At 71.1% G+C, this 14,649-nt stretch carries 10 protein-coding genes and 1 tRNA gene; 6 read left to right on the top strand and 5 right to left on the bottom strand.

The window, feature by feature from the left end:
* The first annotated feature begins 158 nt into the window (after positions 1-158).
* Together AC0VYL_RS02395 and AC0VYL_RS02390 are read left to right on the top strand one after the other, a co-directional pair.
* Positions 159-926, top strand: a complete 768-nt coding sequence (locus tag AC0VYL_RS02395; RefSeq protein ID WP_475482182.1) for a cupin domain-containing protein — start codon at positions 159-161, stop codon at positions 924-926.
* 191 nt (positions 927-1,117) lie between these two features.
* Positions 1,118-4,108 carry a 3-keto-alpha-glucoside-1,2-lyase-like domain-containing protein gene (locus AC0VYL_RS02390; protein WP_475482181.1) on the top strand — a complete coding sequence of 997 codons (2,991 nt, stop codon included), beginning with the start codon at positions 1,118-1,120 and terminating at the stop codon, positions 4,106-4,108.
* Positions 4,109-4,139: 31 nt separating this feature from the next.
* Here the strand turns inward: AC0VYL_RS02390 and AC0VYL_RS02385 are convergent, their stop codons facing one another.
* Both AC0VYL_RS02385 and AC0VYL_RS02380 read right to left on the bottom strand, forming a co-directional pair.
* Positions 4,140-4,856, bottom strand: coding sequence for a MerR family transcriptional regulator (locus AC0VYL_RS02385; protein ID WP_475482180.1), 717 nt, complete (start codon positions 4,854-4,856; stop codon positions 4,140-4,142).
* Between the two features lie 31 nt (positions 4,857-4,887).
* Positions 4,888-6,438 carry an alpha/beta hydrolase gene (locus AC0VYL_RS02380; protein ID WP_475482179.1) on the bottom strand — a complete coding sequence of 517 codons (1,551 nt, stop codon included), beginning with the start codon at positions 6,436-6,438 and terminating at the stop codon, positions 4,888-4,890.
* Positions 6,439-6,756: 318 nt separating this feature from the next.
* Between AC0VYL_RS02380 and AC0VYL_RS02375 the strand changes: the two genes are divergently transcribed.
* The gene (locus tag AC0VYL_RS02375) at positions 6,757-7,734 is read left to right on the top strand and encodes a phosphotransferase family protein (protein ID WP_475482178.1); all 978 of its coding nucleotides are present in this window, start codon (positions 6,757-6,759) and stop codon (positions 7,732-7,734) included.
* A gap of 333 nt (positions 7,735-8,067) precedes the next feature.
* Entirely contained in the window at positions 8,068-10,155 is a 2,088-nt protein-coding gene (locus AC0VYL_RS02370; RefSeq protein ID WP_475482177.1) for a prolyl oligopeptidase family serine peptidase, read from the top strand.
* 59 nt (positions 10,156-10,214) lie between these two features.
* Here the strand turns inward: AC0VYL_RS02370 and AC0VYL_RS02365 are convergent.
* Positions 10,215-10,287 (bottom strand) — tRNA-Thr (locus AC0VYL_RS02365).
* A 144-nt stretch (positions 10,288-10,431) separates the two neighbouring features.
* On the opposite strand from AC0VYL_RS02365, the gene AC0VYL_RS02360 reads away from it, so the two are divergent.
* Positions 10,432-10,779, top strand: coding sequence for a PadR family transcriptional regulator (locus AC0VYL_RS02360; RefSeq protein ID WP_475458627.1), 348 nt, complete (start codon positions 10,432-10,434; stop codon positions 10,777-10,779).
* A gap of 131 nt (positions 10,780-10,910) precedes the next feature.
* Positions 10,911-11,468, top strand: a complete 558-nt coding sequence (locus tag AC0VYL_RS02355; protein WP_475458625.1) for a hypothetical protein — start codon at positions 10,911-10,913, stop codon at positions 11,466-11,468.
* Positions 11,469-11,859: 391 nt separating this feature from the next.
* On the opposite strand, the gene rlmB is transcribed toward AC0VYL_RS02355, so the two are convergent.
* Both rlmB and cysS read right to left on the bottom strand, forming a co-directional pair.
* A complete protein-coding gene (gene rlmB, locus AC0VYL_RS02350) occupies positions 11,860-12,834 on the bottom strand; it encodes a 23S rRNA (guanosine(2251)-2'-O)-methyltransferase RlmB (protein WP_475482176.1) in 975 nt (324 codons plus the stop codon).
* Between the two features lie 167 nt (positions 12,835-13,001).
* Positions 13,002-14,405, bottom strand: a complete 1,404-nt coding sequence (gene cysS, locus AC0VYL_RS02345) for a cysteine--tRNA ligase (protein WP_475458620.1) — start codon at positions 14,403-14,405, stop codon at positions 13,002-13,004.
* Positions 14,406-14,649 lie beyond the last annotated feature (244 nt).

The following is a 14,649-nucleotide window of genomic DNA, read 5'->3' as shown; positions in this document are numbered from 1 at the left end:
CCAGCGCCGCCCGGGGAGGCGTTCCCAGCAGTATGGCGAAGTTCCCCGCCCGGCGCAGGCGGCGGTCGGGCGCTCTTGGGGACCTTGACAACGGGCGGGAGGCGAACGTACTTTCTCGGCATAGAAAGCGCTTTCCCCCCTGCGCCCCGGGAGCCGTGGTGAGCCCGTTACCCCAGCCGAACAGCCCTGACGCCCCGACACCGCCACACGGCCTCCCCGCGCTGCCCGGAGGGATCGGGCTGTCCGGACTGCGCGTCTACGACTGGCCAGCCGCACCGGGGAGCGACGACCTGTGCGGCGGCTCCCCCCACCTCCACCTGGCCTGTACCGAGGCGTACGCGGTGACCGGGGGCTCGGGTGCCGTGCAGACCCTGACCATGACCGGCTTCGCGTCCACACCGCTCACCGAGGGCGACCTCCTCTGGTTCACCCCCGGAACCGTGCACCGCCTCGTCAACCACGGCGACCTGCGCATGATCGTCCTCATGCAGAACGCGGGCCTGCCCGAGGCCGGGGACGCCGTCCTCACCTTCCCCTCCGACGTCCTGGCCGACCCGGCCGCCTACGCGAGGGCGGCCGCCCTCGACCCCGCCGACCCCGAGGGCTCGGCCCGTGAGCGGCGCGAACTCGCGGTCTCCGGCTTCACCCTGCTGCGGAAGCGCCTGGAGTCCGGCGACACCTCCGCACTGACCGACCTCCACACCGCCGCCCTGCGCCTGGTCTCCGCCCGCCTGCCCGCCTGGCGGACCCGGTTCGAGCAGGGTCCGGCCGCCGAGGTCGCCCGCACCGCCGCCCACCTCGACGCGCTCGCGGAGGGCGACACCTCCCACCTGGTCTCCGCGTCCGTCCACCGGGGCGGAGCCGTCCCGGCCTGGGGCATGTGCGGACGCCTCGACAAGTACGAGAGAACCGAGCCAGCCGAGTGAGGCGGGGGATGACCGGGACGCCGGTCATCCCCCGCCCTCGTTCCACCCCTCGTTCCACCCCGCCCGACCGTCAGGCAGGCGCGCCCTTCCCCGCGCACTTCGCCCTGCCCCTGCCGTGCCCGCGGCCCCCTCCCCCATCCGCGGCCACACCGAGTTCAGCACTCACCCGACCCGCACGAGGGAGTCTGTTCATGTTCCTGAGACCACGCCGCTCCCTGGCGACGACCCTGGGGTTCGCCCTGGTCGCCGGGGCCTTCCTCCCAGCCGCCCCGGCGCTGGCCTTCCCCGCCGACCTACCTCCACAGGAGCCCGGGGTCACCCTCCGGGTCTTCGACGTCGGCTTCGAGCCCGAGCAGATCTGCACCCTGGTCGAGGGGCAGACCCCCAACGTCGACGTCCTGCGCGAGACCGTCGACTACGAGACCACGGAGGAGTTCGGCGGCATCGCCAACAACTTCATGGCGCACGTGATCGGCAACCTGCACGTCCCCGAGGACGGGACCTACGACTTCCGCCTGATCAGCGACGACGGTTCACGCCTGTACCTCGACGGCGAGGAGATCATCGAGAACGACCAGCGCCAGCCGCCGACCGCCGTCGACGGGACGGCCGAGCTCACCGAGGGCGCGCACGCCCTGCGCATCGACTACTTCCAGGGGGCCTTCGACAAGGCGCTGCGGCTGGAGTGGAGCCCGCCCGGGCAGGACGGCTTCGTGCTCGTCCCCGAGGACGTGCTCACCACCGACGCGGACGTGACCCGGGTGACCTCGCCCGGGGTGAAGGTGTGTTCGGACGCCGGTATGAGCCCCGGCGACGGGGCGCCCCTGGCCGACGTGCACCCGAACTACACCCTGACCGACCTGCGACCGGAGGGCTTCGAGCCGAAGGTCACCGGCATGGACTGGTTCGACGACGGCCGGATGGTCATCACCACCTGGGCGGGGCGGGAGAGCTTCGACGGCGCCGTCGAGGTGGTCGACGGCACGGTCGGGGAGGACGCCGACCCCGGGAACGTCACCACCGAGGTGGTCGCGACCGACATGAACGAGCCCCAGGGGGTGCTGGTCGAGGACGGCGAGGTGATCGTCGCGGAGAAGCACCAGCTGAGCCGACTGGTCGACGCCGACGGTGACGGCTTCTACGAGGACACCGAGCAGATCGCCACCTGGCCGAGCGGCGGGACCTACCACGAGTTCGGGTTCGGGCTCCTGTCCGACGACGACCACTACTACCTGAACCTGTCGGTGGCCATCACCCCCGGCGGCAGGACCACGGTCCCCCAGCACGTGGAGAACCGGGGCACCTCCATCAAGGTGGACAAGGACACCGGAGAGGTGGAGTACGTCGCCGGCGGCCTGCGCACCCCCAACGGCATCGGCTGGGGCCCCGACGGCGGGATCCTCGTGGCCGACAACCAGGGCGACTGGCTGCCCGCGTCCAAGATCGTCGAGATCGAGGAGGGCGCCTTCTACAACCACTACACGACCCCGGCGGGGCCCTTCGACGACCAGCCGGTCACCCAGCCCGTCCTGTGGCTGCCGCACAACGAGATCTCCAACTCCCCCACCAACCCGGTGCTGGTGGAGTCCGGGGTGTTCGAGGGCCAGACGGTCTTCGGTGACGTCACCTACGGCGGGATCCAGCGGGCCTTCCTGGAGGAGGTCGACGGCAGGAAGCAGGGCGCCGTGTTCCGGATGACCCAGGGCCTGGAGTCCGGGGTCAGCCGCCTGGCCGTCGGCCCGGACGGAGCCTTCTACGTCGGCGGCATCGGTGGCGGCGGCAACTGGGAGCAGCCGGGCAAGCACCCCTACGGCCTCCAGAAGCTGACGCCCGCCTCCGAGGACGCCATGGACATCCTGTCCATGGAGATCACCGAGACCGGGTTCGACCTCACCTACACCAAGCCCGTCTCCGACGATGTGGTCGAGAACGCCGCCGAACGCTACGACGTGGCCCAGTGGTCGTACAACCCGACCTCGCAGTACGGCGGCCCCAAGCGCAACCAGGAGACCCTCCCCGTCACCGGCGCTTCCGTCTCCGACGACGGGCACACGGTCAGCCTGGACATCGGCGGCCTGCGCGAGGACCGGGTGGTGCACGTCCGCTCGCCCCGCCCGTTCGAGGCCGCCGACGGCACCGAGCTCTGGAGCACCGAGGCCTGGTACACGGTGCACGGCATCCCCGGCTACGAGGCGCCGCCCAACGAGATCGGCCTGTACGAGGCCGAGGACGGCACGCTGCGCGGCGGCGCGGGCATCGCCGACGAGCACCCGCACCACACCGGCGAGGGCTTCGTGGACGGCTTCAGCAACATCGGCGCCTCCCTGACCTGGGACGTCCACGTGGACGAGGCGGGAACCCACCCCGTGACCTTCCGCTACTCCAGCGGCCCCAACCCGTTCGTCGGGCCCAAGACCATCTCGTTGGACGTCAACGGCGAGGACCTGGGGCAGATCACGGTCGAGACCACCGAGGTCTGGCAGGCCTGGGCCGACCACGTGGAACAGCTCGACCTCCGGGAGGGGTCCAACACGATCACGGTCACCGCCGGTGAGGACGACGACCGGCACGTGAACTGGGACCACCTGCGCGTCCAGCAGGAGCCCTGCGCCCCGGCCACGCCCGACGAGGGGTACCGGATGCTGTTCGACGGCACCCCCGAGAGCCTGGCCGACTGGGAGATGGCCGGTCCCGGCGACTTCGTCTCCCAGGGCGACTGCACGATGCGCTCCGTCGGCGGTCTGGGCTTCACCAGCTATCCGGAGGAGTTCACCGACTACAGCCTGACCCTGGACTGGAAGATGGGCGGGGACGACAACTCGGGCGTGCACCTCGGGGTCAACGACCCGCAGGGCGACCCGGCCGCCCGCAACCGGGGCTTCGAGGTCCAGATCGACGCCACCGACGAGCCCCACCTCACCACCGGCGCCATCTACAACTTCCAGGGCGCCGACATCGAGGCCCGTGACGAGGCCCTCAACCCGCCCGGTGAGTGGAACACCTACGAGATCGTCGTCGAGGACCACCGGGTGCGGGTGTACCTCAACGGGACGCTGATCAACGACTTCGACAGCGAGGGCGCCGACCCCGACCGGGACCTGACCGGACGGATCGGCCTGCAGAACCACCACACCGGTTCCGACGTGTGGTTCCGCGACGTGCAGATCAAGGAACTCGGCTGACCGACGGGGGCGGGGCGCACACGCCCCGCCCCTACTCCGGGTCCCCCTCCAGGATGAGGAGGGCCCGGCGTATGACGTCCCGCTGCGCCTCGTTGTAGAGGTCGGCCACGGACATCATCGCGGCCTTCTCGACCACGGCCCGGGGCATCGTCAGCCGCGAGCCCGGGTCGCTCAACCAGGGGTGGTTCCTCCGGTGCCCCTCCAGGATCACCGCCACCCGCTCCGCCAGACGCTGGCGCGCGTCCGCGCTCGCGTCCGGCGGCAGGGTGTTCATCTCGTGGTCGAGGTCGGTGGGTTCCGCGTCGATCATGCTCCGCAGGTCCGCCACCGCACTCTCGTCGTAGAACCTGCTGGAGATCGCGATGACCGCACGGTCGGCGTCGCTCAGCCGTTCGGCCACGCCCTCGAACCCCGCCGGGACGTCGGTCGGTGTGCCCTCGCGCAGCAGCGCCGCCACCTCCTCCCGTGCCCGACGCAGGCGCTCGATACCGGCCTCGAGTTCGGCGTCCAGGGCCCGCAGGGCGTCCGCGGAATCGGCGGGCCCCATCCGGTCCACCCGGGCCAGCGGTACCCCGAGCTCGCGCAACCGGCGGATCTGGAGGACCCGCGCCAGGTGCCGCGCCTGGTACTGCTTGTAGCCGTTGGCCCGGCGTTCCGGCTGGTCGAGCAGGCCGACCCGGTGGTAGTGACGGATGGTGTTCACCGTCGTCCCCGCCATCGCGGCGAGCTCACTCGTGCTCCACCCCATGGACACCCCTCTCACACTCCGGTGTACCGCATCAGAGCGTGCAGGTCGCGCCCGGTTCGGGCACCTCCAGGTCGATCAGGTACCTGGCGGCGGCCTCGTCCACGCACGCGTTGGTCCCCAGGGAGACGATCCCGTGCCCCTCGCCCTCGACGGTGAGCAGCGCGCTCCCGAGGGTGTCCGCCAGCTCGATCCCGCCCGCGTGCGGGGTGCTGGGGTCACCGGTGATCGACACCACCAGCGTGTCGGGCAGTCCCTCGACGTCCTCCGCGTAGGGGAATCCGAGATCCGGCTCGGCGGGCCAGGCCTCGCACCCGTCGCGCGCGCCCTCGGTCACGTCCACCCCGGGGTCCATGAACGGCGCCTGAGCGTAGGTGGCCTCCCGCAGCTCACCGCCCTGCTCCGGGGTCAGGCGCTCCTCGTCCATGCAGTTGATCGCGTGGTTGGCCTCCAGCGAGTTCGGCCACCGCCCGTCGGGGCCGCGCAGACCGAAGTCGTAGATGAGCTGCATCAGGGTGTCACCCCGCCCCTCCTGGACCTCGGCGATCCCGTCGATGATCCGGGGCCAGCTCTGCGGCGAGTACAGCCCGGCGATGACACCGCCGACCGCCCCGTCGAAGTCCAGCTCGGACTCCAGAGCGGGCACGGGGTCCTCCCGCAACGGCCGCACGATCTCCTGGAACCGCTCGGTCGCCTCGTCCGGATCCGTGCCGAGCGGGCAGTCCGCCTCGGCCGCGCACGCCACGGCCATCTCGTCGAACGCCGCCTGGAACCCGGCGTACGCGTTGACCCGCCGCTCGAAGCTGCCCTCCAGCGGGCTCATCGCGCCGTCCAGGACCATCGCGCGCACCCGGTCGGGGAACTGCTCGGCGTAGACGGCCCCCAGCCGGGTGCCGTAGCTCTGCCCGAAGTAGGTCAGCTCCTCCTCGCCCAGGACCGCCCGCAGCACGTCCATGTCCCGTGCGGTGTCCCGGGTCCCCAGGTGTTCGAGGACCTCCACACCCCCGGAGCCCTCGGCGCACCGTTCCATGATCTCCCGGGTGTCGTCCTCGGTGAAGCTCACCGTGGTGCCCTGCGACCCCAGCGGCACGACCCCGGTGTCGGCCTCCTCGTCGGTGTAACAGTCCACCGCGGGCGTGGTGGCGCCGACACCGCGCGGATCGAACCCGACGAGGTCGAAGCGCTCGGTGATCTCGCTCTCCGCGAGCCCCGCGAAGGCCAGGGCCGCGCCCACGACCCCGGAACCCCCCGGACCGCCGGGGTTGTAGACCAAGGAGCCCGTCGACTCACCCCGCGCGGGCACCCGCAGCACCGCCACCGAGGCGCGCTCCCCCTCGGGGTCCTCGTAGTCGAGCGGCACCTCCATGCGCGCGCACTCGGCGCCCGGCGCCAGATCCAGGAGCGCGGCCTCCCCCGCCGTGTCCGGGTAGTCGGCGCACCCCTCCCAGGAGAGTTCCTGGGCGTGGAACCCCTCCAGCGCGGAGTCCGCCGTCTCCTCCGTCGCGCACCCCGCCAGGACCCCGGTCAGTGCCAGCGCACCGGCCCCGGCCCTGATCAGCCTTCCCCCTCGTCGACGATGTTCCACTTCCACCCCTCCGGTACGTCAGCACGTCGGGGCCAAGCAGACACCCTGTTCCCAGAACAGGGTCAAGCCAGTTCCCGGCACGGTCGGTTCCGGCGGCTGGACGGGCGGGGGATCGCTCCGCACCGGGCGACCCCGCGCCCCTCCGGGCCGACACGTCACGGGGGTCCTCCGCCATCCGGTGCGTCACGGATGGCCCCCGGCGACCGCGAGCACTCCTCACTCTGGGTGCTTCGTCATCCTGTTCTCCCCGGTCGGGGGGCGAAGCGGATCGAAGCCGCCTCCGCACCAGCACTCGTACGACCCTGGGAGGATGCACGCATGACGCAGGAGCCCAGTGCGAGCATCCATCCGCTCGACGCGCATCGCGATCCGTCCGACACCGCCCGCGTCCGGGGCCTGGCCGCCGAGGTCGCGGCCCGCTATGGCGGCGAACTCGCGCGCATGCAGCGCGCGAACGGGTACTCGAACGCGACGTGGGTCGGTGACGGTATCGCCGTGCGGATCGCGCACACACCGGTCGACATGGCCCGCGAGGTCGCGCTCGTCCGTGCTCTGCCACGAGAGGTCGGGCACCCCGAGATCCTCGGGGAGGGCACCACGGAGGGCCACGGCTGGATCGTGACCGCGGAGGTTCGCGGCCAGAACCTGCACGAGGCATGGCCGACGCTGACTCCTGCGGAGCAACGACGGGCGGTCTGTCAACTGTGGGCTCGGACCCGGATCGTGCACGATGCGAGCGCGTCTCTCAGGCCGCGCGTCGCCTCGCACGGGGGTTTCGTTCCGGCGTCGCTCGACGATGCCACGGCGGCGGCGGGACGCGCCGAAGTGGCGCTGGGGCTGTCCCGCGCCCAGCGGTCGCGGCTCCACGAGGTCGTCGAGGGCTACTTCCGGGCCGCGCCCCTGGTCGAGCAGACCGTCAACCACGGCGACCTCGCCCTGATGAACGCGCTGTGGGACGACGAGGTCGTCGCCCTGCTGGACTTCGAGTTCGCCGTGCTCGGTCCGGTCGAGATCGACCTGTGCCGACTGGTGTGCGAGGCCCGAGTGTCCGAGGAAGGCCAGCGCGTTGATTCGGAGGCGGGCGCCGCCGCCGTCGGGATCGCCGCCCGTCACATGGACCCGATCCATGGTCGCGCGCTCGTCCACGGCGCCGCGGTTCTCGACCAGCTCCGCGACCTCGACATCTGGCTCGCCCCTGACAGAGCCGAGGAACGTGTCGAGGACCGGCGCCCGGCCCGCCTGCTCACGGACCTGCTCGACGCCGAGGGCGGCTATCTCGCGCCCCTGCTCGGGTGACCGGATCCGGCACGCCTCGTCCGGGGGCCTCGACGTGCCCGGTCTCCGTGGCGGCACTTCGGCGCACCACCCCGTTGACTCGCGGTTTACCTCCGTGAACAGCGGGAACTACCGTGAGTGCCCAATTGACATCTCTCAGCAACTGGAGGTTCTCATGGAGGAACTGCCCACGCAGCTCGGTCTTCCGGTCATCCTGTCGGACGAGATCATCGACGTGGAGGGATGGCGCCTGGAACTGGTCGAGGGCGACCAGGACTGAGCACCGGGTGACGGTCCGGGGGCGGCGGGCTCTCGACGGGGCCCTCTCCACGACGCGGGAAGGACGAGGGACCTGTGGACGCAACGGATGCGGGGCCGGTCACCGGTGTCCCCCGCACGTACCGGGGTTCGACGCAGGAACGACTGCACGGACGCGACGTCGCCGATCCCTACCGCTGGTTGGAGGACGGGGAGGACCCCGACTGCGCGGAGTGGTTGGCGCGGCAGTCCGCTCTCCTGGAGCACCACCGGTCCTCGTGGCCGGGCCGTGCGGCCTTCCGAACGCTGTTGGAACGAGCCTCCGCCCCCGGCGCACGCCCGCCCGTCTGGCGCTCGGGACGCCGCTTCGACCTGCGGGCCCACCACGGCCGCCAGCTCCCGGAGCTGAGGGTCCGCGACCGCGACGGCGCCGAACGCACGCTCGTGGACCCGCTGGCGGAGGACCCCTCCGGGACGACCACACTGGACGCCTGGCGCCCCTCCCCCAGCGGAGACCTGCTGGCCTACCAGACCTCACGCCGGGGTGACGAGCGTCCCCGGCTCCGGGTCATGGACGTCACCGACGGCCGCGTCGTGGACGGCCCGATCACCCCCGGCCGTGCCACCCCGGTGGCCTGGTCGCCCGATGAGACGGGCTTCTACTACGTGTCCGACCGGGTGGAGGGCGCACCGGGCCGGTCCCTGCGGTTCCACCGCGTCGGCGCGGCCCCGGACACGGACCCCGAACTCCTCACCACCGACCTGCCCCAGATGTCGGTCACGACCAGCCCGGACTCCGGGTGGCTCATGCTCAGCGCCGCACCCGGCGCCACCTCCGGCAACGTCCTGTGGCTCGTCCGCGACGCCCACCCGGCCAGCGCGGTCCGTCCGGTCCTGGTACACGACGGCACCGCGGACGGCACCCGCGCGGTGCTCCGCTTCGCCTCCGGCGACCGGATCTACGCGATCACCGACTCCGGCGCCCCGTTCGGCCGCCTGTGCGCCGTCGACCCGGACGATCCGCACTCCACACGGTGGCGCACCGTGATCGACGAACGGCCGGGCCGCGTCCTCGCCGACTGCGCGATGCTCGCCGAGTCCCGCGTCCCCCGGCTGCTCCTGGCCTGGTCCCGGCACGGATCGAGCGAACTCTCCCTGCACGGTGCCGACGGGGCCCTCCTCGGTGACGTCACCCTTCCCGGGTCGGGCAGCGTCTCCCGGCTCACCGCGCCTCCCGAAGGCGGGCAGCGGGCCTGGTTCACCTACACCGACTTCACGAGCCCGCCCACCGTCCACCGCTTCGACCTGGGCACCCGGCGCTGCGTCGCCGAACCCGAGCCGACACGTCGCGGTTCGGCCCGGGCCGAACCGCGTCCCCGCGTCCACGAGGTCGTCTACGCCTCCCATGACGACACACGGGTGCGGATGCGAGTGGTCGTCCCACCCACCGGGGAGGGGCCGTATCCCACCCTGCTGACCGCCTACGGCGGGTTCGGCGCCTCCACCCCTCCCGCCTACTCGCCGAGCATCACCGCCTGGGTCCGGGCGGGCGGTGCCTACGCGATCGCGAGCGTGCGCGGCGGAGGCGAACAGGGCACCGCCTGGCACGAGGCCGGGCGCGGGCGCAACAAGCCCAACGCCGTCGCCGACTTCGTCAGCGCCGCCCGGTGGCTCGTCGACCAGGGGTGGACCACACCGGCGCGGCTGGCCATCAGGGGCGGATCGCACAGCGGACTGCTGGTCGCGGCCGCTCTGACCAGCAGCCCCGAGTCGTACGCCGCCGCCGTGGTCTCGGACGCGGTCACCGACATGCTCCGCTACCACCGCTTCGGACTCGGGCACCTGTGGACCGAGGAGTTCGGTACGGCCGCCGACCCCGAAGAGTTCGCCACCCTGCTCGGCTACTCGCCCTACCACCGGGTCCGAACGGCGACCGCCTACCCGGCGGTCCTGCTGACCTGCCCCCGGGTCGATCCACGGGTGGACTCACTCCACACCCGGAAGCTGACCGCGGCGCTCCAGCACGCCTCGCCCCCCGACCCGCGTCGCCCCGTGCTCCTGCGCTGTGAGTCCGACGTGGGGCACGGTCAGCGTTCGCTCTCGCGCTCGCTCGACCTACAGGCGGACGTCCTCGCCTTCTGCGCCGCGCACACGGGACTGCGCCCACCCGCGGAAGCTGCGTGATCCCCGGTCCCGGAAACGACTCCGGCCCGGTCGGGTGACCGGGCCAGAGGAAGTATGAGAGCCGACGAGGGGACTTGAACCCCTAACCTATCGCTTACAAGGCGATTGCTCTGCCAATTGAGCTACGTCGGCCGACCGCCGGGGCGCCTGGCCCCGGTACGTCCAAGCAGAATGGTACCGGGTCCGGCGCCGACTGGCCTACTCGGACTTCCCAGCGGTCACTGTGTCAACGACATCGACGAGACAAGGAGCCGGTGGGCTATATAGAGTTCTCCTATGCCACCACTGAGGCTCACCCTCCAGACCCAACTCGTTCTACGCGAGTTGTTGACGTCACCTGACAAACCTGTGTACGGGTTGCAACTCTGCGAAGAGATCGGACTTCCCGCAGGCACCGTCTACCCGATCCTCACCAGGCTCCTGGCCTGTGGTTGGGTCTCAAGCCGCTGGGAGACGCCCGAAGAGCAGGCGGACGCTGGCCGACCCCGGCGGAAGTACTACCAACTCACGGCGGACGGTTGCGCCGAGAGTCGGGTGGCCTTGGCGGAAGCACACCAGCAGAACGCGGCCGTACGCAGACTGTGGGAGCTGCGCACTCCCGAAGAGGGGCCCGCGCAGGCATGAGTTCCGATACCCCCCCGAAACCGACCCTCCCACGTCGGCCACCCATGAACGAGGAGCGAATTCGTCGGCTCCGCGGTGAACAGAGCTCTCCCCGATCGATCGCCCGCCGCACACTCGGTCTGCTCCAGACCGTGCGCGAACTCCTCCCCCAGACTCTCGGCCCCTTCAATTACCGCGTCCACCCCTTCGGGCTCGACGCCGCCGGGATCATCTGTCGCGCCCTGGAAGCCGCGTTCACTCTCATGGAATCCATCGCGGCACCCGCAGCGGAGGAACGTATGGAGGACAGCAAGCGTGTCTGTGCGGTCCTCGCGGACCACTGCAAATCGCTGCGCCAGGGTCGAAGCGAAGAAGTGCTTACCAAGATCAGGTCGGCGGCGGATGACCTCAAGATCGCCGAGGCGATGCTCGACGACATCGCCAACGGGCGGATTCGTTCCTATCGGCACGGTGCCGAAGACACCGTGCCGCCTCGCACGCCACGCCACTCTCTGCCACTGCTGCGCCGAGTTGCTCGTGCACTCGCACTGGTCCTTCCGAGTCAGCACCGTGAGGACTGGATCGAAGAACGAATCAGCGACCTCCACTATCTGCCCGCAGGCAGAAGAATCATCTACGTGGTGCAGATGGCGGGAGCGATCCCGGGCCAGGCGCGAGTCATGCGCAGAACCGATCGCGAAGCGGCGTAGCCCCCTCCAGGTCGGCAAGGATCTGACGCATGCCCAACGCGCGCTCAACCACCCGACTCCCACGACTCAAGAGAAAGTTCCACGACCATGTCCCGAACCGACCCGACACAGTCCGAACCCAACGGAGAAGGGCCTGAGTCGGTGCACGTCAGCACACGATTCGCGGTCATAGCACTCTGGAGCCTGGTCTGCGCCGCGATCATGTGGTGGGTCGCTTGGCGCTCCGGCACACCCGACGGGACCGCACCTCTGGTGGCGGTGAGCACCCTGGGGGGAGCGTTCTTTGCCCTGAAGCAACTGATCCGTTGAATGCGCGCCCCAGCGGCAGCCGTCACCGTGACATGATCAAGCCCCTGCCGAGGCGGCAGGGGCTTCCGAATACGACCTTCGGCTAGCTGGCCTCGGCTCCGCGTCGGCGGGCCACCTCGTAGAGGGAGACACCGGCGGCCACGGAGGCGTTCAGGGACTCGGCGCCGCTGATCGGGATGCTCGCGACCACGTCGCAGACCTCGCGGACCAGGCGGGACAGACCCTTGCCCTCGGAGCCCACGACGATCACCAGCGGGCCGGTCGCCAGCTCCAGGTCGGGCAGCTGGGTGTCGCCACCCGCGTCCAGTCCCGCGACGAACAGCCCCGCCTTCTTGTAGATCTCCAGCGTGCGGGTCAGGTTGGTGGCCTGGGCCACCGGCAGCTTGGCCAGGGTTCCGGCGGAGGTCTTCCACGCGGCCATCGTCACGCTGGCGGTACGGCGCTCCGGGATGAGCAGGCCGTGCGCGCCGAAGGCGGCGGCGGAACGCGCGATGGCGCCCAGGTTGTGCGGGTCCGTGACCCCGTCCAGGGCGACGATCAGCGGCGGGGTGTCCGACGCCAGCGCCTTGTCGAGCAGCCCCTCGGCCGCCCAGTACTGGTACGGGCGGACCTGGAGGACGATGCCCTGGTGGGTGGCGCCGGGCAGGCCGTTGCTCTCACAGCGGCGGTCCAGGTCGGTGCGGTTGACCTCCACCACGTCCACGCCCTGGGCGCCCGCGAGCTTGGCGGCCTCGTTGACGCGGTCGTCCGGGTCCAGGCTGTTGGCCAGGAACAGGCGGGTGGCGGGCATGCCCGCGCGCAGGGCCTCCACCACCGGGTTGCGGCCGATGAGGAGGTCGGAGTTGTCCGGCCGGTTGGGCGAGCGCTCCTTGCGGGGGCTGTCCGAGGCCGCGGGGCCGCCGGTCTGCCCGGCACGCTTGTTGGCCTTGTGCCGCTGCTTGCCGTCGTACCAGTGCCGCTGCTCCGCGGGCAGGGTGCCGCTCTTGGCCTCCAGGGAACGCCGGCCCTTGCCGCCGCTGCCCTTCGTGGGGCCCTTCTTACTCTTCTTCGCCGGCATGGTCGCCGCCTCCCGTTACGTGTCGCGAGCATGCCGGAAGGACTCTTCCGGCCGATGGGGTAGCCGCGGCGCCGAGGGGCGGCGGCAAACTCCCAGCCTAGTGCCGACCCGGCACCACACGCGTCGGTGCCGGGGCCGGGATGTCCCGGCCCCGGACACGGAGGAGCTCAGCCCTTGCGCAGGTCCCAGCGCGGCCCCTGCGGGGTGTCCTCCACCACCACACCGGCGTCCGCCAGCTGGTCGCGGATGGCGTCGGCGGCCGCGTAGTCCTTGCGTCCGCGCGCGGCCTGGCGCTGTTCGAGGGCGACGGCCACCAGGGCGTCCACGACCTCGGTCAGCCCCTGGTCCCCGCCGCCGCACCACTGCTCGCTCAGCGGGTCCAGGCCCAGCACGGAGAGCATGACGCGCAGTTCGGCGGCGAGCTCCTGGGCCCGTTCCTTGTCACCGGCGGCGAGCGCCGTGTTGCCCTCGCGCACGTGGCCGTGGACGATCGCCAACCCCTGGGAGACGCCCAGGTCGTCGTTGAGCGCCTCGGTGAACGCGGGCGGGACGTCGGCGGCCGGGGTGATCGTGCCGAGCACCTCGACGGCTCGGGTGAGGAAGCCCTCGATCCGCTGGTAGGCGGCGGCGGCCTCCTGGAGGGCGGCGTCGGAGTACTCGATGGTGGACCGGTAGTGGGCCTGGCCGAGGTAGTACCGCAGCTCGACCGGGCGCACCTTGCGCACCACCTGCGGGATGAGCAGCGAGTTCCCGATGGACTTGCTCATCTTCTCGCCGCCGATGGCGAGCATGCCGTTGTGCAGCCAGTACTGGGCGAAGCCGTCACCGGCGGCGCGCGACTGCGCCTGCTCGTTCTCGTGGTGCGGGAAAATCAGGTCGATCCCGCCGCCGTGGATGTCGAAGCTGGGGCCCATGTACTTGGTGGCCATGGCGGAGCACTCCAGGTGCCAGCCGGGACGGCCGCGTCCCCAGGGCGTCTCCCAGCTGGGCTCGCCCGGCTTGGCGCCCTTCCACAGGGCGAAGTCGCGCGGGTCCCGCTTGTCGCGGTCCGGGTCGGAGTCGGCGGATTCCACGACCTGGTCGAGGCGCTGGTTGGAGAGCTCCCCGTAGGCGGGGTGCGAGCGCACGTCGAAGTAGACGTCGCCCGATCCGTCGTCGGCGGCGTAGGCGTGCCCGGCGTCGATCAGGCGGCGCATGAGCTCGATCATCTCCGGCACGTGACCGGTGGCGCGCGGCTCGACGGTGGGCGGCAGGCAGCCCAGGGTGTCGTAGGCCCAGGTGAAGGCGCGCTGGTTGCGCTCGCTGACCTGCCACCACGGGACGCCCTCGTCAGCGGCGACCCGGATGATCTTGTCGTCGATGTCCGTGACGTTGCGGCAGAACGTCACCGCGTATCCGAGGTGGGTCAGCCAGCGGCGCAGGATGTCGAAGTTGACACCGGACCTGATGTGGCCGATGTGCGGGGGTGCCTGCACGGTGGCACCACACAGGTACAGGGAGGCACACCCCTCACGGATGGGGGTGAAGTCTCGGACCTGTCGGGCACTGGTGTCATAGAAGCGCAGACTCACGTTGTCAAGACTATCCGTTCTCCCCTCACCGGGGCATCACAAACCAGTAAGCACCACCGGTTCGGTACGGGGTTCGGGGCGAGACGCGGTCCGGATCGCTCCGGACAGCCCGGAGAACTCATATGGGGCGAGCCGTATCGCCCCCGCCCACATGTGAGATGACCCGGTGTTCCGACCCCTCCTCGGAGTGGGATCGCCCGGCACGCTCCGCCAACCGGGACGGGTCGGCGGCGGGCACCCTTCG

This window comes from Nocardiopsis sp. iso_238, assembly GCF_056173325.1.
Note: the sequence above shows the minus strand (reverse complement) of the source record. Positions and strands in the feature narration are given on the sequence as shown.

What these genes read in the sequence shown, in the direction of transcription:
- AC0VYL_RS02385 (WP_475482180.1), bottom strand. Translation starts at nt 4,856, where the DNA reads ATGGGGTGGAGCACGAGTGAGCTCGCCGCGATGGCGGGGACGACGGTG.
- AC0VYL_RS02375 (WP_475482178.1), top strand. Translation starts at nt 6,757, where the DNA reads ATGACGCAGGAGCCCAGTGCGAGCATCCATCCGCTCGACGCGCATCGC.
- AC0VYL_RS02360 (WP_475458627.1), top strand. Translation starts at nt 10,432, where the DNA reads ATGCCACCACTGAGGCTCACCCTCCAGACCCAACTCGTTCTACGCGAG.
- AC0VYL_RS02390 (WP_475482181.1), top strand. Translation starts at nt 1,118, where the DNA reads ATGTTCCTGAGACCACGCCGCTCCCTGGCGACGACCCTGGGGTTCGCC.
- rlmB (WP_475482176.1), bottom strand. Translation starts at nt 12,834, where the DNA reads ATGCCGGCGAAGAAGAGTAAGAAGGGCCCCACGAAGGGCAGCGGCGGC.